Source organism: Sphingomonas sp. FARSPH, from assembly GCF_003355005.1.
Classification (GTDB): Bacteria; Pseudomonadota; Alphaproteobacteria; order Sphingomonadales; family Sphingomonadaceae; genus Sphingomonas.
This window is the reverse complement of sequence record NZ_CP029985.1, coordinates 2,870,703-2,891,267: the sequence shown is the minus strand read 5'-3', so window position 1 is coordinate 2,891,267 and position 20,565 is coordinate 2,870,703. Positions and strand designations below refer to the sequence as shown.

The window sequence follows — 20,565 nt, the reverse complement described above, 5'->3', positions numbered from 1 at the left end:
GCCGGTGCCGCAACGAAAAGGGGCGGCCCGTATGGGACCGCCCCTCTCCGTACCTCGAAGAACGCGGATCAGGCCGCCGGGGCGGCCGCGCTGCTGCCCGTCTGCAGCCACGTCGTCCACAGGCTGGCTATGCCGGCGCGCGGTTCGGTCGTAACCGCGGCGAAGGCGGCTTGCGCGCCCGCCTTGTCGCCCGACCGCGCAAGCGCGATGCCGAGGTGGGTGTTGACCTCGTCCTTGTCGACGCCGCCCTTAGTGAGCGCCTGACGGTACAGCTCGATCGCCTTGGCGTAATTGCCCTGGCCGAGGTACGCGTCCGCGGTCTGCGCCGACAGCTTGCCGTTGGCCGACGCGCTCGCCTGCTTCTCGCTGGTCGCGAGCGAGCCTTCGTTCTTGATCGCGGTGGTCGCGTCGCCCAGCAGGCGCTTCGAGAAGGTGCTGGTCGCTGGGATCTTGCCCGACGCCATGCCTTCCTTGAGCACCGCCGCCGATTCATACGGGTTGCCGCGATCGTAGACCGCCTGCGCATATTCCTCGTACGCAGCCTGGTCGACCAGCGAATTGCTGGCACGCATCAGGCGGAACAGGTCGATCTGCTGCAGCTTGTCGGCCTTGACCGGCGCGTTCTGCGCGAAGGCGTACTGAAGGATGACATCACGCCACACCTTAGGCGTCGGATAGGCGACCAGATACTTCTTCATCCAGTCGATCGTCTGCGTCCGCATGCCCTTGCCGTTCGCAGTCGCGATCGCGTAGCGATAATAGGCTTCCGGCGGGGTCTGGCCGGCGGCCTTCTGCGCGTCGATAACGGCGCTGAGGTCGGTCAGGCCGCCCGCGACGTCGCCGCTCTGCACCTTCAGCTTGGCGAGCTGAAGGTCAAGGTCGGGGCTGGTGTAGCCGGCCTGCTTAGCCTGCGTGAAATACTGGACCGCGACCTGCGCCTGGCCACCGTTGGCGGCAAGCGCGCCGCGGCGGAACAGATACTTGCCGCGATCGGCCGCCGGCGTGCTCTTCGCTGCGATCAGCGCGTCGAGCGGCTTGGCGAGCGAGGTTTCGTTGACCGGCGCGTTCGGGTTCGCCTGCTGCGCGACGACGAGCTTGGTGTTCTCGAGGTCATAGCGGAGCGCGGCGGCGATATATTTGTCGTCGTCCGTGGTCGCGGCGGTTTCAATCTGCGCGACGAGCGGCTCGGCCTCGGCGACGTTGCGCTGCTGGATCGCGGTCTGCGCCTGCGCGGCGACGGCGAGGACGGGCTTGCTGAGCTTGAACTGCGGGCCTTGCGCGGCCTGCTCCTTCTTCTCCTTGGCCGCGGCGGGCGCGGTCAGGGCGATCCCGCTCACGCCGGTGGCCAGCACGGCGGCCAGCGCCAGCTTCGAAAGGGTCTTCATGCAAACTCTCTCCATTTGGGGGCGATGCCTCCGGGAAACGTGTGTGGCGGCTGTAAAGGTCCCGACGATGCCGTTCAAGCCGGCGACGCCCGCCCGCCGCATACGACATTTCCAATCACGATGAGCGCGTTAACGGTGATTGAACGGGGCCACGGCGGCCGCTAACCGCAAGCGCATGATCGCGCTCCTCTCGCCGGCGAAGACGCTGGACTACGACAGCCCCCTGCCCGACATCGCCGCGACGCGGCCTCGCTTCGGCGACGAAGCGGCGACGCTCGCCAAAGCGGCGTCGCACCTGACGCAGAAGAAGCTGCAGGCGCTGATGCACATCTCGCCCGCGCTGGCGAAGCTCAACGCGGATCGCTTCCGCGACTTCGCCGATGCGCCGGAACGTCCCGCGCTGTTCGCCTTCGCGGGCGACGTCTACACGGGGCTGGAGGCAAGGACGCTGCCCGATGCAGCGCTGCCCTTCGCGCAGGAGCATCTGCGGCTGCTGTCGGGCCTTTACGGTTTGCTGCGCCCGCTCGACCGGATGCGCCCCTATCGGCTGGAAATGGGCACGCGCTGGGCGCCGCGAAAGACGAAACTGACCGACTGGTGGGGCGACCGGATCGCCGACGCGCTGGTCGAGGACCTGAAGAAGGAGGGCGGCGATACGGTGCTGAACCTTGCCAGCCAGGAATATTTCGCTGCGGTTGCGGGCAAGCTTCCGGCAGACGTCCGCGTCGTCGGCGTCGACTTTCGCGACGGCGAGCGGTTCATCAGCTTTCACGCCAAGAAGGCGCGCGGGATGATGGCACGCTGGATGATCGAGCATCGCGTGACCGCGATCGACGCGATGAAGGGCTTCGACAGCGACGGATACGCCTTCGACGCCGACGCCAGCACTGACGACCAGTGGACGTTCCGCCGGTGAGCGCCGCGGTCGTCATCGGCGCGTCGGGCGGGATCGGCGCGGCGCTGGTCGCGGCGCTGTGCGACGAGGATACGTACGACGTCGTCCACGCCCTGTCGCGCAGCGGCGCGGGAGATGCGTTTATCAATATCGAGGATGAGGCGAGCATCGCCGCCGCCGCGGCACGGATCGCCGCCGGGCCCGCCCCGTCGCTGGTGATCGTCGCCAGCGGCCTGCTCCACGATGGTGAACACGGGCCGGAAAAGACGTATCGCGACCTCGATCCCACCTGGCTGGCGCGGACGATCGCAGTCAATGCGATCGGCCCTGCGCTCGTCGCCAAACATGTCCTGCCGCTGATGCCCAGGCAGGGGCGTAGCCTGTTCGCCATCCTGTCAGCGCGGGTCGGGAGCATCTCCGACAACCGGCTGGGCGGCTGGTATGGCTATCGCATGGCGAAGGCGGCAGCGAACCAGCTGGTGCGGACGCTGGCGATCGAGGAGAAGCGCCGCAACGACCGCGCGATCGTCGTCGGACTGCACCCCGGCACGGTCGACACCGCGCTGTCGAAGCCGTTTCAGGGCAACGTCCGCCCCGGCACGCTGTTCACCCCCGATCGCGCCGCGTCGCAGCTGCTCGACGTGCTCGACGGGCTGAAGGTGCCCGACAGCGGCAAATTGTTCGATTACGAGGGCAAGGAGATCGCCCCCTGAGCGCGCTCGACAACATGACACACATGTCATGTTGTTGCCATGCGATTGACAGGTACCAGAGCGCATCCCGTGTCGCACGACGTCCGCATGCAGGACGATCGGTCCATGACAGGAGAGAATCATGACCAAGTCGCTGTCCGTCCTCATCCTTTCCGCCGCGGCGCTGGTCGCGGGCCCCACCGTCGCGAGCGCGCAGGCGACGACGCAGGCCAAGAAGACCGCCGTCGTCCAGAAGACGACGACCACCACCAAGCCCGCCATCGGCGCGCCGACGGCCAAGGCGACGACGAAGACCACCGTCACCCGCAAGGCCGCGGCAAACGGCCGGATGGTGACCGCCAAGACGTCGACCGGCAAGACCGTGACCTACAATTGCAGCAAGGCCGGCAACGCCAACAAGAAGGCCTGCAAGTAACCGACCGCCCCGCCCCCGGGGCGTGAAACCGGCCGCCGGGCGTCGTCGCGCCCGGCGGCTTTATAGTACCGCGCGCGGGCGTGCGCGCGTGACATTCCTGCGACAGCGGCCTAGATAGGGTTTCGTTTCACCCCCATCTTCGGAAAGCATGATCCTTGGCCGACGAGACCGTCCTCGCCGAACCCCCCGCCCATCCCGAGGGCATTTCGACGATCTCCATCGTCGACGAGATGAAGTCGAGCTACCTCGACTATGCGATGAGCGTCATCGTCGCGCGCGCGCTCCCCGACGTGCGCGACGGCCTGAAGCCGGTGCACCGGCGTATCCTGTTCTCCGCGCAGGAAAGCGGCTTCTTCTTCAACCGCCCCTACCGCAAGTCCGCGCGCATCGTCGGCGACGTTATCGGTAAATATCACCCGCACGGCGACACCGCGATCTACGACGCGCTGGCGCGCATGACGCAGGACTGGTCGATGCGGCTGCCGCTGATCGACGGCCAGGGCAATTTCGGTTCGATGGACCCCGATCCGCCCGCCGCGATGCGCTACACCGAAGCGCGCCTCGCGCGGTCGGCCAATTACCTGATGGAGGATCTCGACAAGGATACGGTCGATTTCCAGCCGAACTACGACGGCAGCGAACGCGAGCCGCAGGTGCTGCCGGCGCGCTTCCCCAACCTGCTGGTCAACGGCGCAGGCGGCATCGCGGTCGGCATGGCGACCAATATCCCGCCGCACAATCTGGGCGAAGTCGTCGACGCTTGCCTGGCCTATATCGACAATGGCGCGATCACGATCGAGGAACTGATGGAGATCGTGCCGGGTCCGGACTTCCCGACCGGGGCGATCATCCTCGGCCGGGCCGGCGCGCGGTCGGCGTACAATACCGGCCGCGGATCGATCATCGTGCGCTCGCGCCACATCGTCGAGGAAGGGCGCGGCGACCGCCGCTCGATCGTCCTCACCGAGATTCCGTTCCAGCAGGGCAAGAACGCGCTGGTCGAGAAGATCGCCGAAGCTGCGAAGGACAAACGGATCGAGGGCGTCAGCGACATCCGCGACGAATCGAACCGCGAGGGCGTGCGCATCGTCATCGACCTGAAGCGCGATGCGACCCCCGAAGTCGTGCTGAACCAATTGTGGCGGCACACGCCGGCGCAAGGCAGCTTCCCCGCCAACATGCTGGCGATCCGCGGTGGCCGGCCGGAGACGCTGAACCTCAAGGACATCATCCAGTCCTTCGTCCAGTTCCGCGAGCAGGTCATCACGCGGCGCTCCAAGTTCGAACTCGCCAAGGCGCGCGATCGCGCCCACATCTTGCTCGGCCTCGTCATCGCGGTCACCAACCTGGACGAGGTGGTGCGCATCATCCGCGGCTCGGCAAGCCCCGCGGAGGCGCGCGCCGCGCTGCTCGCGCGTGAATGGCCGGTGGCGGAGATCGCCCCCTATCTGAAGCTGGTCGAGGCGGTCGATACGCAGGCGACCGGCGACACGTATCGCCTGACCGAAATCCAGGTGCGCGCGATCCTCGACCTCCGGCTGCATCGCCTGACCGCGCTCGGCCGCGACGAGATCGGCGAGGAGCTGAAGGGTCTGGCCGACTCGATCACCGAACTGCTCGCGATCCTCGCCGATCGTGCGCGCCTTTACGCGGTGATGCGCGAGGAACTGGTCGACGCGCGCGCCGCCTTCGCGACGCCGCGCCGCACCGAGATCGCCGCGGCGGCCGATGGCATCGACGACGAGGACCTGATCGAGCGCGAGGACATGGTCGTCACCGTGACGGTGCAGGGCTATATCAAGCGAACCCCGCTCGACACCTTCCGTGCGCAGAAGCGCGGTGGCAAGGGCCGCGCCGGCATGGCGACGAAGGACGAGGATGCGATCACCAGCCTGTTCGTGACGAGCACCCACACGCCGGTGCTGTTCTTCTCCAACCACGGCAAGGTCTATCGCAAGAAGGTCTGGCGCCTGCCCGAGGGCGGGCCGGCGACGCGCGGGCGGCCGATGGTCAACCTGCTGCCGCTCGCAGCGGGCGAGACGATCTCCACCGTCCTGCCGCTGCCCGAGGACGAGGCGCGCTGGGGCGATCTGCACGTCATGTTCGCGACCGCCAACGGCACGGTGCGCCGCAACGCGATGGATGCCTTCGCCAACGTGCCCTCCAATGGCAAGCTCGCGATGCGCTTCGATGAGGGATCGGACGATCGCCTGATCGGCGTCGCGCTGCTGACCGAGGACGACGACGTACTGCTCGCGACCCGGCAGGGTAAGGCGATCCGCTTCGCCGCCACCGACGTGCGCGAATTCCAGTCGCGCACCTCCACGGGCGTGCGCGGCATCAGCCTGGCCGAGGGGGACGAGGTCATCAGCCTGTCTATCCTGGGCGGGTTCGCGGCGACGACCGAGGAACGCGACGCCTACCTCAAAGCGGCGCCATGGAAGGAAGGCGAGCGCGAGATGACGCTGTCGCCCGAGCGGATGGCGGCGTTCGAGGCGGCGGAGGAGTTCATCCTGACCGTGACCGCCAATGGTTATGGCAAGCGGACGTCCGCATACGAATATCGCCGGACGGGCCGCGGCGGTCAGGGCATCACCAACATCGTGTCCGCCGGGCGCAACGGCCCGGTCGTCGCAAGCTTCCCCGCACATAACGGCGAGCAGCTGATGCTCGTCACCGACCAAGCGAAGCTGATCCGCATGTCGGTCGGCGATGTCCGCGTGACCGGCCGCAACACGCAGGGCGTGACGCTGTTCAACGTCGCGAACGACGAGCATGTCGTCTCCGCCGCACGGATCGACGAGGAGGAAGAGCCGGAGAACGCCGCCGAGGCGCTGGTAGCGGAAGAGCGCGCCGAGAACACCGCGCCCGACCGCGCCGATGCGATCATGCTCGACGACGGCACGGGCCCGGCGACGATGGGCGAGCGCGTCGACGAGAATGACGATGACGGCGAGGACGGGGCATGAGCGAGCGTCCACAGGTCGCGTACAAGGTGCTGACCGCCGACCAGATGGCGGCGCTGGAGCGTGACGGGCAGTTCGCGGGCGCGCCGATCGACGTGGCGGATGGGTACATTCACCTTTCGACCGCCGCGCAGCTGACCGAGACGGTCGACAAGCATTTTGCCGGGCAGAGCGACCTGTATGTCGCGGCGGTCGACCTGACCGCGCAGGACGATCCGGTGAAATGGGAGGAGTCCCGCGGCGGCCAGTTGTTCCCGCACCTCTACGGCGTGCTCGCCCTGAACACTGTGGTTGCGTACGGCCCATTGGAGCGGGACGACGACGGGCAGGTTCGGCTGCCGGTAAGCGGTTGATCGGAAAGGACACTCCGTTAACCGCATCGGACGGGCGGAACCCGGTCGCACACCCCATCGTTTCAGCGTCACAACGACACTGCAACAATGGAGACATGTCGATGCGTACCCTAGCCCTGACGATCGGCGCCGCGATGCTGGTGCCCGCCGCGGCTCAGGCCCAGCAGGCCGCCCCCGCCGCCCCGGTGGCGCAGGCCAATGGCACAGCGACCGCCACCGCGACCACTCCGACGGTGGGCGCCACGATCTATGATTCCGCCGGCGTGTCGCTTGGCACCGTCGCGCAGGTGACGCCGCAGGCGATCATCCTCAACACCGGCACCGCGCAGGTTCCCGTGCCGCCTTCGTCGATCGGCAAGACCGACAAGGGGTTCGCGATGGCGATGACCAAGGCCGACCTCGACGCCGCGGTCGCCTCGTCGCAGGCGCAGGCGCAGGCCGCGCTCAAGGCGAAGTTGGTTCCCGGCACCGCGGTCGCGGGCCTCAACGGCACGCCGGTCGGGACCGTCAAGGCGGCTGATGCACAGTTCGTGACGGTCACCACGACCAAGGGTGACGTCAAGCTGCCGATCAACGGCTTCAGCGCCAATGCGCAGGGTCAGGTGATCGTCGGCCTCACCGCCGAACAGATCGCCGCTGCGACGGCGGGCAACGCCAGCGCTGCCGCCAAGTAAGCGGAGCTTGGTTTGACGGCAGGGCCTCGGCGAGAGCCGGGGCCCTGTCTCGTTGTGATGGCAGGCGGCTTTCGACGCGCGTAAGCATCAGACGAAGAAGAACCCTTCGACAAGCTCGGGGCGAACGGGATGGTAGTCGCGCAGCCAAGCCTCCTGCCCCGAAACGCGCCGGGCGGGGAGACGTGGGGGCGCTCCTCAGTCCGCCAGTACGGCCCGGATGGCGTCGAGCGCTTCTGCCGCCTTGCTCCCGTCAGGACCACCACCCTGCGCCATGTCGGGCCGGCCGCCGCCGCCCTGACCGCCGAGCACCGCCACCGCGGCGCGCAGCAGCTCGACCGCGTTGTGGCGGCCAGTGAGGTCTTCGGTGACGCCGACCGCGACCGATGCACGGCCATCGTTGACCGCGACCATCGCCGCGACGCCCGACCCGCCCAGCCGCTGCTTGGCATCGTCGACCGCGCCGCGCAGGCCCTTTGCCTCGAACCCATCGAGGACCTGCCCGATGAACGCGACGTCGCCGATTTGCTCCGGCCCGACCGCATGGCCACCACCACCGCCCATCGCCAGCGCTTTCTTCGCCTCGGCCAGTTCGCGCTCCAGCCGGCGACGCTCCTCGACCAGCGCTGCGACGCGTGCGGGCACGTCGTCGGGCGTCGTCTTCAGCGTTGCCGCCGCTTCGCGCAATTTCTCGTCGCGGCCGTTGAGATAGGCTCGCGCCGCCTCGCCGGTCAGCGCCTCGACGCGGCGGACGCCGGACGACACTGCGCCCTCGCCCACCACCTTGAACAGGCCGATATCGCCGAGCGCGTCGACGTGCGTGCCGCCGCACAATTCGAGCGAATAGGTCTTGCCGCCGTCATCCGTGCCCATCGACACGACGCGTACTTCGTCGCCATATTTCTCGCCGAACAGCGCCATCGCGCCTTCCGCGATCGCTTCGTCCGGGGTCATCAGCCGCGTCGTGACCGCGCCGTTGCCGCGGATCTGCGCGTTGACGCGCGCCTCCGCATCGGCGAGCTCGTCCGCGGTCATCGCAACGGGATGCGAGACGTCGAAGCGCAACCGTTCCGGCGCAACGAGCGAGCCCTTCTGCGCAACATGGCCGCCGAGCCGCTGGCGCAGCGCCTCGTGCAGCAGGTGCGTCGCGGAGTGGTTGGCGCGGATCTGCGCGCGGCGCGTTGTATCGATCTGCAGCTTCACCGCGTCGCCGACCCTGATCGTGCCCGCCTGCACTTGGGCATGGTGGACGAACAGGCGGCCGAGCTGTTTCGACGTGTCCGTGACGACCGCATGCAGACCGGCGTCGGTGCTGATCGTGCCGGTGTCGCCGACCTGGCCGCCGCTCTCGGCATAGAAGGGCGTCTGGTTTACGATGATCGCGACGGTGTCGCCCGCGCTCGCTTGGTCGACGCGGGCGCCGTCCTTGACCAGCGCGAGCACCGCGCCCTCGCCCGTGTCGGCGCTATAGCCGGTGAATTCGGTCGAGCCGCTTTCCTCGGCGATGTCGAACCACAGATCGTCGGATGCCTTCGCGCCCGACCCCTTCCACGCGGCGCGCGCGGCGCGCTTCTGCTCCGCCATCGCCGCATCGAAGCCGGCGCGATCGACGTTGAGGCCCTGCGTGCGCAGCGCGTCCTCGGTTAGGTCGTAGGGGAAGCCGTACGTATCGTAGAGCTTGAACGCGGTTTCGCCGGCCAGCGTCGCGCCCTCACCCATGCCCGCGGTCGCCTCGTCGAGCAGCTTCAGCCCCTTGTCGAGCGTCTTGCGGAACTGCGTCTCTTCCTGGCGCAGCGTCGCCTCGATCAGCGGCTGCGCCCGGACCAGTTCGGGATAGGCGGCGCCCATTTCCGCGACGAGCGCGGGCACCAGCCGGTGCATCAACGGCTCCTTCGCGCCGAGCAGGTGCGCATGCCGCATCGCGCGGCGCATGATCCGGCGCAGCACGTAGCCGCGGCCCTCGTTGGCGGGCAGCACGCCGTCCGCGACGAGGAAGCCCGCCGAGCGCAGGTGATCGGCGATGACGCGGTGCGACGCCATCTGCGCGCCCTGCGCGTGCGTCGCAGTGAGCGATTCCGACGCGGCGATCAGCGCCTTGAACGTATCCGTGTCGTAATTGTCATGCACGCCCTGCAGCACCGCCGCGACGCGCTCCAGCCCCATGCCGGTGTCGATCGACTTCTTGGGCAATTCGCCGACGATCTCGTTCGTCTCCTGCTCATATTGCATGAACACGAGGTTCCATATCTCGACGAAACGGTCGCCGTCTTCTTCCGGGCTTCCCGGCGGGCCCCCGTAGATATGTTCGCCGTGATCGTAGAAGATTTCCGAACAGGGTCCGCACGGGCCGCTGTCGCCCATCGCCCAGAAATTGTCCTTGGTCGGGATGCGGATGATGCGGTGATCGGGAAGGCCCGCGATCTTCTTCCACAGGTCGAACGCTTCGTCGTCGGTGTGGTAGACGGTGGCGGTCAGCTTGTCGGCCGGAATGCCCCAGTCGTGCGTCAGCAGCGTCCAGGCATTGAGGATCGCCTGTTCCTTGAAATAGTCGCCGAACGAGAAATTACCGAGCATCTCGAAAAAGGTATGGTGGCGTGCGGTATAGCCGACATTGTCGAGGTCGTTGTGCTTGCCGCCCGCGCGCACGCACTTCTGCGACGAGGTCGCGGTGCGATACGGCCGGCTTTCGAGCCCGGTGAAGACGTTCTTGAACGGCACCATACCGGCGTTGACGAACATCAGCGTCGGGTCGTTCTGTGGCACCAGCGGCGCGGATGGCACGATCTGGTGCCCCGCCCTGCCGAAAAAGTCGAGGAAGCCGCGGCGGATGTCGTTGGTCGAGGTCATAGGAGAAGCGACTTAGGCGAGACTGGGCGGCGCCTCAAGCGGGCGCGGCATCACACCGGCTCGTCGATCGAGCGGGGCGGCGTCGAGAAACACTGTGGCCCCTGCGCGGTCATGTGGAAGCAATCCTCCAGCCGGACGCCGAACTTGCCCGGCAAGTAAAGGCCGGGTTCGTTGGAGAAGCACATGCCGGCGGCGAGCGGGGTCGTTTCGCCGTGGACGAGGTTGACGGGTTCGTGGCCGTCCATGCCGATGCCGTGGCCGGTGCGGTGCGACAGGCCGGGCAGGCGATAGCCGGGGCCGTAGCCGGCGCGTTCGTAGAGCGCGCGAACCGCGTCGTCGACGCTGCCCGCGGGCGCGCCGATCCGGGCGGCGGCGAGCGCGGTCTGCTGGCCGCGCGCGACGAGCGCCCAGACGTCGCGCTGCGCCTTGCTCGCGCCGCCGCGCGGCACCCAGGTGCGCGAGACGTCAGACTGATACCCCTGCACGGTGCAGCCGCAATCCATCAGCAGGATCTCGCCCGGCGTCACGCGATGCTCCTCGCGGCTGCCATGCGGCAGAGCGGCGGCGGGGCCGATCAGCGCGAGCGCGAATTCGGGGCTGCCGCCCAGCTTGCGCGTCGCAGCGTTCATCAGCGCACCGATCGCCGCACCGGTCATGCCGGGCTCGACGCGGGGATGCAGCCAGCGATAGGCGGCGATCGTCACGTCGGTGGCCCGCTGCATCAGCGCGATCTCCGCGGGTGTCTTCAGCATCCGGCAGCCGCGTACGATCGGGTTGGCCGACACCAGCGAGGCATGGCCGAGCGCGCGGGCGAGGCCGTCCGAGGCGAAGAAGCGCACCGTTTCCTCGATCCCGACGGGCCGCTGGTCGAGGCGCCGGTCGCGGAGGTAGCCGGCTACAATGCGCAGCGGGTCCTCGTCCTCCTGCCAGACGCGCACGTCCGCCGGCACCGCGAGCGATTCGCGGACCGAGGGTTCCTCGAAGAAGGGCGTGACGATGCACGGTTCGCCCTCGACGGGGATGATGCCTGCGGTCAGCCGTTCGCTGCGGCCCCAACGCACGCCGGTGAAATAGACGAGGCTGGAGCCCGGCTCGATGACGATCGCGCCGATGCCGTGTTCGCGCATCAGCGCCTGCGCCCGGGCGAGGCGCCCTGCCCGTTCGGCCGGCCCGATCGGTGCCGCATCCGCCGTGATGTCGCGCAGGTCCGACAGATCGGGTTCGGCGGCACGCAGGATCGCCGCGGAGGCGAGCGGAACTGCCGCGGCGGCGGCGAGGAGCGAGCGGCGGGTGGGCGCGAAGGTCATCGAGGCTTACCGATAGGGCGCTTGACCCGGCGGCCGCAATCCCCTCTCTAGCGCCCGATTGGGGAGAGTATTTCGATGGCCAAGCGGCTGACCTTGTACATTCTGATCGGGCTGTTGCTCGGGGTCGTCGTCGGCCTCGTCCTCAACGGCTGGATCGACGACGGGACGCCCCAGGCGGCGGCGCGGCTGAAGGCGGTCGCGGGCTATTTCTCGATCGGCACCACCATCTTTCTGCGGCTGATCAAGATGATCATCGCGCCGCTCGTCTTTGCGACCCTGGTGTCCGGCATCGCGCAGATGGGGGACACGTCGGCGCTGGGCCGCGTCGGCGCGCGGGCGATCGGATGGTTCCTGGCGGCGAGCCTGCTGTCGCTCGGTCTCGGCCTGATCCTCGTCAACCTGCTGCACCCCGGCGTCGGCATCAACCTGCCGCTGCCGCCGGTCACCGCGGATGCGGGCGTCGCGACCGCGGCCTTCAGCCTCGACAAGTTCATCACCCACATCGTCCCCGCCTCGATGATCGAGGCGATGGCGACGAACGAAATCCTGCAGATCGTCGTCTTCTCCGTCTTCGTGGGCGTCGCGATCACCGCGGTGGGCGACGAGGCGCAGCCGCTGGTCCGCGGCATCGACGGGCTGGTCGCGGTGATGTTGCGGATCACCGATTACGTGATGCGCTTTGCACCCATCGCCGTCTTCTGCGCCGTGACCGCGACGCTGGCTGAGCGCGGCGCGGGGGTGATCGGGCAGCTCGCCTTCTTCATGGGTAGCTTTTACCTGGCGCTCGTTATCCTGTGGGCGGTGCTGCTGGGCATCGGCTTCCTGTTCATCGGCGGGCGTATCCGTTCGCTCGTCCGCCATATCCGCGAGCCGTTGCTCGTCGCCTTCACCACCGCATCGTCCGAGGCCGCCTATCCGCGGATGCTCGAGGCGCTGGACCGGTTCGGCGTGCCGCCACGCATCGCGAGCTTCGTGCTGCCGCTGGGCTATTCGTTCAACCTCGACGGATCGATGATCTACATGACGTTCGCGTCGCTGTTCATCGCACAGGCCTACGGCATCGCTATTCCGCTGGGGACGCAGGTCGCGATGCTGCTGTTCCTGATGATCTCGTCCAAGGGGATCGCCGGCGTGCCGCGCGCCAGCCTGGTGGTGATCGCCGCGGTGCTGCCGGTGTTCAAGATCCCCGAATCGGGCCTGCTGCTGATCCTGGCGATCGACCATTTCCTCGACATGGGGCGCACCGCGACCAACGTCGTCGGCAATGCGGTGGCGAGCGCGGTGATCGCGAAATGGGAGGGAGGGCTGGACTCGGCCGAGCCCGTCGCGATCGCGGACCCCGCCGTGCCAGCCCCGCCGCGCCCGGCGGTGGACAGCTTCCGCGAGATCGGCGGATAAGGCCGGCCTCAGGCGTAGGCGTAGGGCCCGCCCCTCTCCAGCGCGGCCTGATAGGCCGGGCGGGCGTGGATCTTGTCGAGCCAGGCGATCGTCGCGGGACGCGCGGTGTCGAGGCCGGCACGGCTACGCGCCGCCTCGATCGGAAAGCTCATCATCACGTCCGCCGCGGTGAAGACGTCGCCGGCAAACCACGGCCGCTGCGCCAGCTCCCCCTCGACGTAATCGAGATGGACGTCGATCATCGGCTGGATGCGCTTCATCGCCGGCTTGCCCAATAGGGGAACGCGGCTGAGCACCAGCTTGGCGAACAGCGGTGGCATCATCGAGCCTTCGGCATAATGCAGCCAGAAGCGCCAGCGCAGCGCCGAATCGCGATGCGCGGGCGGGCCGAGCCGACCGTCGGCCCGTTCGACCAGATATTCGACGATCGCCCCCGTTTCCGCGATCACGCGGCCGCCGTCGGCATCGAGATCCTCGATCACCGGCGACTTGCCGAGCGGATGGATGCGCTTGAGCTCGGGCGGGGCGAGCATCGTCTGCCGGTTCCGCTCGTAGCGCTTGACCCGATAGGGCAGCCCCAGTTCCTCGAGCAGCCACAGCACGCGCTGCGAGCGCGAATTTTCCAGATGGTGGACGACGATCATGGCAGCTCTCCCGTGGCCCGCGCGGTCCAGAGCCAGGCCGCTGCGGGAAAATCGATCGTGGACCCGTTTCGTTGCGCCGCCAAGCGATCGGCGAGGCGCGCAAGCAGCGCCGCGCGATCCGCCGGCGCGCTGTCGTGGAGCAGCCGGGCGGCGGGGCCGATCCGGGTGAGGAAGCCGATGGCGTCGGCGACCGGGTCGTCGCTCGCCCCGACGCGATAGGCGAAGGCGACGCGCGTCGGGGTGACCCCCGCCCAGCCTGCGGCCGCGAGGATCGCGGCGACGCGATCCGGATCGCCGAATGCGAACGGCCCCGGCGTGTAGTGCGGCGCAGGGGGCGCGGGCGGGGCGAGCAGGCATGCCCACGGATTGTCGGCAACGGGCGCGAAACAGCTGAACACCACCGCCCCGCCCGGCGCCATCGCTTGGCGAAGCCGCGCGAAGGCAGCGACGGGATCGTCGAAGAACATGACGCCGTGGCGCGAGACGGCAAGATCGAGGGGGGCGAGCGCGCCCGCCGTCGTGATCGCATCCCCGTGGCGGAAAGCGAGATTGGGCAAAGCGGCGTGGCGGGTACGCGCAACGTCGAGCAGCGCGGCGGAGAGGTCGACGCCGGTGACGCGCGCATCGAGGCGCGCGCCGGCGAGCGCGGCAGCGGTCGCGCCCGCGCCGCAGCCGATGTCGAGCGCGGTGAAAGGACCGGCGGGCGCGGCGGCGAGGATCGCGGCGTCGAGACGTGGGGCAAGCCCGGCGAAGGCGCGGTCGGTGCGCTGCCATTCCTGCGCCCAGACATCGCCGACGCGGCCGGTCCAGTCGAAATGATCGGTCATCGTGGACATCCTGGCTGGATAGTATGGGGCGCGGCGCCGGCCCCGCCGGTCCGGCCTGTTGCACGGACGGGCGTCGTCACGCGAGCCCCGGTCGCGGCGAGCCCAACGATTTGTTTCCCGAAGTTCGCAAAAGTCGCAGTGTTTGATCGCTCCCCACGCGGCAGCCCGATGGCCACGCCCATGTATCCGAGCGACCCGCCATTGCCGCGCCCCGGCCAGCGCGATGGGCGATATGGCGTCGGAAGTGGACCCGGAAGTGGACGAAGTGGACGGCACGTCATCGTCGAAAAAACGCTCCCTAAGCAAAAGGGGCCCGCCGTCGCCGGCGAGCCCCATGTCCATCACCGAGGCGGCGCGTGACCATCAAAGATCGTCGTCCGCATCCGGGCCGGTCATCATTTCCTCCGCGACCTTTTCGGTCCGCTGACGGATCGCGCGTTCGAGGCGATCGGCCATGTCGGGGTTCTCGCGCAGGAAATTCTTCGCATTCTCCCGACCCTGCCCGATGCGCGTGCTATCGTAGCTGAACCACGCGCCCGACTTTTCGACGAGGCCCGCCTTGACGCCAAGATCGAGGATCTCGCCGATCTTCGAGATGCCTTCGCCATACATGATGTCGAATTCGACCTGCTTGAACGGCGGCGCGACCTTGTTCTTGACCACCTTGACGCGGGTCGCGTTGCCAGTGACCTCGTCACGGTCCTTGATCGCGCCGGTGCGGCGGATGTCGAGACGGACGGAGGCGTAGAATTTGAGCGCGTTGCCGCCCGTCGTCGTTTCCGGATTGCCGTACATCACGCCGATCTTCATGCGCAGCTGGTTGATGAAGATCACCATGCAGCGCGAGCGGCTGATCGAGCCGGTGAGCTTGCGCAACGACTGCGACATCAGACGCGCCTGCAGGCCGACGTGGCTGTCGCCCATCTCGCCCTCGATTTCCGCGCGCGGCACGAGCGCGGCGACCGAATCGACGACGAGCACGTCGATGGCGTTCGAGCGCACCAGCGTATCGGTGATCTCCAGTGCCTGTTCGCCCGTATCGGGCTGCGACACGATCAGTTCGTCGATGTTGACGCCCAGCTTCTTGGCATAGACGGGATCGAGCGCGTGTTCGGCATCGACGAAGGCGGCGGTGCCGCCGTTCTTCTGCGCCTCCGCGATGACGTGGAGCGCCAGCGTCGTCTTGCCGGACGATTCGGGGCCATAGACCTCGATCACGCGACCGCGCGGCAGGCCGCCGACGCCAAGCGCAATGTCGAGCCCGAGCGAGCCCGTAGAAATCGCCTCGACCTGCATCGCTTCCTTTTGCCCCAGCTTCATCGCCGAGCCCTTGCCGAAGGCGCGGTCGATCTGCGCGAGGGCGGCGTCGAGCGCCTTCTGACGGTCTGCGTTTGCACTAGCCATGCCGGAGTCGATCACTTTCAGATTGGCGGCCATTGGGAAGCTCCCTCGCTTAAGCCATGCGTTAGCCCAGGGCAACGCGGTTACCACGTCGTGTACACCGTTCGTTCCAATAGAACAAGAGAAGAACTTTGGTCCCGGCGCGGGCCTGTCGGATGGGCTGCGGCTTTCCCGCGGTTCCGGCTTTTGTCGGACGCATAAGGCGCCTATGCAACGGCGATGACCGAGGCGGCCAATCGTCCCATCCGTACCCTGAAGGACGTCGCGCGGCTGGCCGGGGTGAACCCCGGCACCGTGTCGCGTGCGCTGGCGGGCAGCCCGCTCGTCAACGACCAGACGCGGCAGCGGATCATCGACATCGCCGCCGAACACGGGTTCCGCCCGAACCTGATGGCGCGACGGTTGCGGACGCAGCGGACCGGTGTGATCGGTATCGCCGTGCCACTGGGGCACGAGCGTCGCCAGCATCTGTCCGATCCGTTCTTCATGGCACTGCTCGGCCATCTGGCGGACGGCATCACGGAGCGCGGCTATGACGTCATGCTGTCGCGCGTCGTGCCCGACAGCGACGCATGGCTGGACGATATCGTCCTGTCCGGCCTGCTCGACGGGGTGCTGCTGATCGGCCAGTCGGACCAGGTCGCGGTGATCGAGGCAGTGGCGCGGCATTATCGCCCGCTCGTCGTCTGGGGCAGCACGCTGCCCGGGCAGGCGCATTGCGCGGTCGGCGTCGACAATTTCCATGGCGGCCGACTGGCCGGAGAGCGGCTGATCGCGCGCGGGTGTCGGCGCCTGGCGTTCATGGGCGAAGTACGCTCGCTGGAGCTGATCGAGCGGCATCGCGGCCTGTGCGCGGCGGCGGCGGCGGCGGGGCTGCCCTCCCCGCTCCAGCTCGACACGCATCTCGCCTCCGACATCATGGCGGATGAGATCGCCGCCAATCTCGACCGTGCGGGCACGGCGATCGACGGCATCGCGGCGGCGTCGGACGTCATCGCCATGGCGACGGTGGCGGCGCTGGAGGCACGCGGATCGCGCGTGCCGGGCGATATCGCGGTGACGGGGTTCGACGATCTGCCTTTCGCCAGCCAGGCGCGTGTCGGCCTGACCACGGTGCGCCAGGATCTGGCGACGGGTGCGGCGGCGATGCTGGACGCGCTGTTCGCGCGTATCGCGGGCGAAGACGTGCCGTCGCTGACGATGACGCCAAAGCTGATCGTGCGCGACAGCGCCTGAGCGGCGTGCCGACCGGCGACCCGGCGCAGGCTCCGCCTGTCGGCCCGGCAAACCGGGGATTGGCCCCGCCACGCATGCCACGAACGCCACGCCCCTTGCAGCAGTGCGTGCAGATGCGGTTGATCGGCAGATGCGGTTGATCGGATGCCGGCTCGATCAAACTGCTTGCGTGCGGAAACGACGATCCGCATCACTGGCGGCCGGGGGCGTGCTTTTGCCGGCAACGCTGCACATTATGCCAGGAGATCCATCATGACCGCGGCGCCAGCACCATCCGGAGAGGCCGGAATCGCCACCAAGCTCGCGTCGGAAGTCGGCACGGCGGTGTTCGACACCGTTGTCGGGGAGGCAATCGGGGGGCCTATCCTGGACTTTCTCGGCCTGGGCTCAGGCACGCCCGACTATACCGCCTATTTCAACGCGATCAGCACCCAGCTCGACAATTTGAGCAGCCAGATCAATCAGGACATGTCGATCATCCAGCAGGGAATCGCCGAGGTGAAAACGGCGCTGACGACCCTGACGGCCGATCTACAGGATGCCGAATTGCAGGCCGCGATGCAGGCCTATGTCGTCCAGAAGAATCTGGTGATCCAGAATTACGTGACGTTTGCCGATGCGATCGCCGGGCTGGCCTCAACCGACAAGAACGTGCAGCAACAGGCGATCAAGACCGTATTCGACCTGCTGACAGATACGCAGAGCGTCGACGACGTCTCTGCGGCGATGCTGAACATCCACGACCAGTTGTTCGGCACGGGGGAAATGAAGGGGATCATCGCCTACCAGGCCGATCTGGTCAACAACGCCATCACCAAGTGGGCGACCGCGAAACAGCCCCAGCCCGACCCGCGCCCCTGGAACTCCGGCGTCAAGCATGTGCGCTATGCGCGGGTGCTCACCGACTTCCCGCAGGTGCTGAACGGAACGCTGAGCGCGACGGTGATGCCGAACATGAAGGCGATGATCGCGATCCAGCTGCAGGGACTGGCGTTCCTGATCTCGGCGTGGTCCGGGACCTCGCAGGAACCGCAGCTCGGCACGCATGCCGCCAACATTTATGCCCAGTTGCAGAAGATGGGGCAGGTCTATGCGACCGTCAGCGACCCCGCAGCGCTCGATCCGTACGTCCAGAACCTGATCGACACCATCGCCCAGCCGCTTACCACCGACTTCACGGACTTCTGGTGCGTCGAGGTGCCGGCCGGTCAGGGCGACATCGCGCCCAAATATGCCAGCGGTCCCTCATGGTATAGTTCCGCCCCCTTTCCCTACCCGATCAACATGGCCGCATGGGGCAATATGGTCGAGCCCGTGTGGCCGTCGGGCATATCGCAGGGTTGGCCCAACGAGGATCCGCAAGCAGGCAGCGTCGGCACGTCGATCATCCAGCTTCCCATCCAGTGGAACAGCCCGACAAACCTGATCGTCCATTACCAGCCGTTCGCGTTCAGCGATGCCAGCGGGAATGTCGCGGCGGTCTATTATTGTTCCGGGCCGGCGCCGATGTTCGTCTGTAATACGGCGCTGATCCCCCTGCCCCACACCTTCGTCTCCGGGCCGCCAGCCGATTATGCCGCCTATCTTGCCGCACTTGCGGCCGTGACCGCGCCGACCGGGTGACGCGACGGCGATGCGCTTATCGTCATGCACCGGACCGCCGGCCGAAGCACGTCCCTATGGCGGCGATCCTATCAACAGACAGACAATCCGCGCGCCGATATCTCGCCGGGCAGATTGACCCGTAACCCGCTCAGATGCTGGTGCCCCACGGCGGACAGACATGGGCACTCGAATAGCTGGCGTATTTGCCTGTCTCACTGAACGTGCATGGGGTGCCGACCTCCCTAGCGGAGCTCGGCCGCCGTCCACGGCTCAGCGGCGCGTCGGCTTTTGACCGGAAACCTATTGACTGAGCGAACCGGCCCTTGCCGCCGCCGTAGCTTCGAGCGTTCGTGCTCCGTACAATTTCGTGCTCCGTACAATCATGAATAATGCTTCTTATCGGCCCGTCGCTGTTCGACCGGATGAGCCGCGAATGAAGTCTTCTCAGGAGGAGATCTTCGGCCTCGGCCTCCAGATCCTCCGCGCGCTCAACTTCGAGACTGCGCTTCGCCTGCCTAGCGGGCACCAGTATGGCAACGAGGTCGTCATGTTCACCCGCAACGGCCCCGCCGCCCACGAGTTCGCCCCGCGGCTGAACATCGGCATGGTCGGTATGCGCATCCCGGTCCCGGTGCCGATCGCCTCATGATACCTTTTGTTGCCTGCAAGCGGTCGGCGTTCGGCGATGTCAACCAGCACGGCAAAAAGGGTGTGCACTTCTGGGCCAAGGTAAAGACCCTAACCCAGCTTTCGGCCGAACGGGTCCGCCTTGCCAAGCAACGCGCAGGACGGCGGCCCGAGCCAGGTGCAGGACGCCTTCGTGCCCACGACGGGGTAAGATCATAACCGCCGGTTCGAACCGACGATAAAGTTCAGGGCCAGGCGCTGGCGCCGTGGTTCCGCATACATCGGTTCCGCCGCGACGTGGGCTTAATGGCGATTGTACCAGTCGATCCGCTCTACGTCGGGTTGGACGGCGTTGCTTAGCTCTTTCAGCCACACGGCCTCGTGATCTACCGTCTCGGCCTCACGTTCGATCCACCATGCGCGTCGTTCAGGTGACCAGCTATAACCTGCGGCCTTGAGCACGTCCTTGCATCCGAACGGCGCCCGGTTGGCCCAGAGGCGTTGGGTCGGACGCTGCGCGGTCTCAACTAGATGCGCGGCGATGGCGCGACCATCGCTCGCCGTCATCGCCAGCAGGCAGGTGGTCGCCCAGACGTCGGCCGCTGCACGATGCGCGTCGGGCAGGAAGAACCCGGCCTGCGTCAGCAGCCCCGCGACGCTGCGCCCCCCGCCGAGCCCATGCTCCGCCCAATCGACCTCCCGCATGGAGCAGGCCCAGGGCAGGTCGGCGAACACCGGCAGCCGCTTCGTCACGAACGCCCTGTCGAACCGGACGTTGTGGGCAACTACAGCGTGAACGCCATCGAGCACCTGCTCCACCTCCACGTCCCGGATCCACTGCCCGATCAGCATGCCCCTGAGGTTATGCGGGTCAGCCGTTCGATCTCGATCGACAGGTCCTCGGCCGGGTCTTCCAGCCAGGAGCGCGGCGGCGACACATCGACCAGGTCGCCCTGCGCCATATCGATGCTGATCGTGCCGATCGCCAGTTCGATGATCTTATGCCGCGCAGGGTCCAGCCCGGTGGTTTCGACGTCGATCACGGCGAGCTTCATCACGTTCGTCGGCACCGGCATCGAGCGGCACCAGAGCTCATCGGGCTGCGGCAGGCGGCGCAGCACGCGGTAATCGGCAAAGCGCTCGAGTTCGCACGCAAGCGGCTCGCCGGGGCGCTTCGGGTCCAGTTCGTAGAAGGACATCTCGTGTTCCTTGTAGAGGAAACGCCCGCCGCCGGGGTCGGCGACGGGCGTCAGTATGATCCGAGAGGATTCGGGT

General features: G+C 67.4%; 17 protein-coding genes and 1 pseudogene. 10 read left to right on the top strand and 8 right to left on the bottom strand.

Annotation, left to right across the window (positions count from 1 at the left end):
• Positions 1-68: 68 nt before the first annotated feature.
• On the bottom strand, positions 69-1,385 hold the full coding sequence (locus DM480_RS13695) for a hypothetical protein (RefSeq protein ID WP_115379865.1): 1,317 nt from the start codon (positions 1,383-1,385) through the stop codon (positions 69-71).
• Positions 1,386-1,560: 175 nt separating this feature from the next.
• On the opposite strand from DM480_RS13695, the gene yaaA reads away from it, so the two are divergent.
• From yaaA to DM480_RS13665, 6 genes are all read left to right on the top strand, one after another.
• A complete protein-coding gene (yaaA, locus tag DM480_RS13690) occupies positions 1,561-2,301 on the top strand; it encodes a peroxide stress protein YaaA (protein WP_115379863.1) in 741 nt (246 codons plus the stop codon).
• Entirely contained in the window at positions 2,298-2,993 is a 696-nt protein-coding gene (locus DM480_RS13685) for an SDR family NAD(P)-dependent oxidoreductase (protein ID WP_115381367.1), read from the top strand. The genes yaaA and DM480_RS13685 overlap by 4 nt, the downstream gene beginning before the upstream one ends.
• 121 nt (positions 2,994-3,114) lie before the next feature.
• On the top strand, positions 3,115-3,408 hold the full coding sequence (locus DM480_RS13680; RefSeq protein ID WP_115379861.1) for a hypothetical protein: 294 nt from the start codon (positions 3,115-3,117) through the stop codon (positions 3,406-3,408).
• A gap of 155 nt (positions 3,409-3,563) precedes the next feature.
• On the top strand, positions 3,564-6,377 hold the full coding sequence (gene gyrA / locus DM480_RS13675) for a DNA gyrase subunit A (RefSeq protein ID WP_115379859.1): 2,814 nt from the start codon (positions 3,564-3,566) through the stop codon (positions 6,375-6,377).
• Positions 6,374-6,727: a DUF952 domain-containing protein gene (locus DM480_RS13670; RefSeq protein WP_115379857.1), complete on the top strand. Its 354-nt coding sequence runs from the start codon at positions 6,374-6,376 to the stop codon at positions 6,725-6,727. The genes gyrA and DM480_RS13670 overlap by 4 nt, the downstream gene beginning before the upstream one ends.
• Positions 6,728-6,828: 101 nt before the next feature.
• Positions 6,829-7,401, top strand: coding sequence for a hypothetical protein (locus DM480_RS13665; protein ID WP_115381365.1), 573 nt, complete (start codon positions 6,829-6,831; stop codon positions 7,399-7,401).
• Between the two features lie 195 nt (positions 7,402-7,596).
• Here DM480_RS13665 and alaS read toward each other — a convergent pair whose 3' ends face one another.
• Positions 7,597-10,245, bottom strand: coding sequence for an alanine--tRNA ligase (gene alaS / locus DM480_RS13660; protein WP_115379855.1), 2,649 nt, complete (start codon positions 10,243-10,245; stop codon positions 7,597-7,599).
• Positions 10,246-10,295: 50 nt separating this feature from the next.
• Positions 10,296-11,552: a M24 family metallopeptidase gene (locus tag DM480_RS13655; protein ID WP_115379853.1), complete on the bottom strand. Its 1,257-nt coding sequence runs from the start codon at positions 11,550-11,552 to the stop codon at positions 10,296-10,298.
• Positions 11,553-11,627: 75 nt separating this feature from the next.
• Here DM480_RS13655 and DM480_RS13650 point away from each other — a divergent pair, with 75 nt between their 5' ends.
• Positions 11,628-12,950: a dicarboxylate/amino acid:cation symporter gene (locus tag DM480_RS13650; RefSeq protein WP_115379851.1), complete on the top strand. Its 1,323-nt coding sequence runs from the start codon at positions 11,628-11,630 to the stop codon at positions 12,948-12,950.
• Between the two features lie 8 nt (positions 12,951-12,958).
• Here the strand turns inward: DM480_RS13650 and DM480_RS13645 are convergent, their stop codons facing one another.
• From DM480_RS13645 to recA, 3 genes are all read right to left on the bottom strand, one after another.
• Entirely contained in the window at positions 12,959-13,594 is a 636-nt protein-coding gene (locus DM480_RS13645; protein WP_115379849.1) for a glutathione S-transferase family protein, read from the bottom strand.
• Positions 13,591-14,421, bottom strand: a complete 831-nt coding sequence (locus tag DM480_RS13640) for a class I SAM-dependent methyltransferase (protein WP_115381363.1) — start codon at positions 14,419-14,421, stop codon at positions 13,591-13,593. Before DM480_RS13640 ends, DM480_RS13645 begins: the two co-directional genes overlap by 4 nt.
• A gap of 363 nt (positions 14,422-14,784) precedes the next feature.
• Positions 14,785-15,858 carry a recombinase RecA gene (gene recA, locus DM480_RS13635; RefSeq protein ID WP_115379847.1) on the bottom strand — a complete coding sequence of 358 codons (1,074 nt, stop codon included), beginning with the start codon at positions 15,856-15,858 and terminating at the stop codon, positions 14,785-14,787.
• A gap of 183 nt (positions 15,859-16,041) precedes the next feature.
• Here recA and DM480_RS13630 point away from each other — a divergent pair, with 183 nt between their 5' ends.
• From DM480_RS13630 to DM480_RS13620, 3 genes and pseudogenes are all read left to right on the top strand, one after another.
• Entirely contained in the window at positions 16,042-17,058 is a 1,017-nt protein-coding gene (locus DM480_RS13630; RefSeq protein ID WP_115379844.1) for a LacI family DNA-binding transcriptional regulator, read from the top strand.
• A 252-nt stretch (positions 17,059-17,310) separates the two neighbouring features.
• Positions 17,311-18,681: a hypothetical protein gene (locus DM480_RS13625; RefSeq protein WP_115379842.1), complete on the top strand. Its 1,371-nt coding sequence runs from the start codon at positions 17,311-17,313 to the stop codon at positions 18,679-18,681.
• A 380-nt stretch (positions 18,682-19,061) separates the two neighbouring features.
• Positions 19,062-19,509 (top strand): annotated as a pseudogene (locus DM480_RS13620) (aldehyde dehydrogenase family protein); the annotation flags it as partial.
• An 84-nt stretch (positions 19,510-19,593) separates the two neighbouring features.
• On the opposite strand, the gene DM480_RS13615 reads toward DM480_RS13620, so the two are convergent.
• Together DM480_RS13615 and DM480_RS13610 are read right to left on the bottom strand one after the other, a co-directional pair.
• Positions 19,594-20,142 (bottom strand): hypothetical protein, encoded by a 549-nt coding sequence (locus tag DM480_RS13615; protein ID WP_115379840.1) that lies wholly within the window; start codon positions 20,140-20,142, stop codon positions 19,594-19,596.
• Positions 20,136-20,489 carry an exonuclease domain-containing protein gene (locus DM480_RS13610; RefSeq protein WP_115379838.1) on the bottom strand — a complete coding sequence of 118 codons (354 nt, stop codon included), beginning with the start codon at positions 20,487-20,489 and terminating at the stop codon, positions 20,136-20,138. Before DM480_RS13610 ends, DM480_RS13615 begins: the two co-directional genes overlap by 7 nt.
• Positions 20,490-20,565 lie beyond the last annotated feature (76 nt).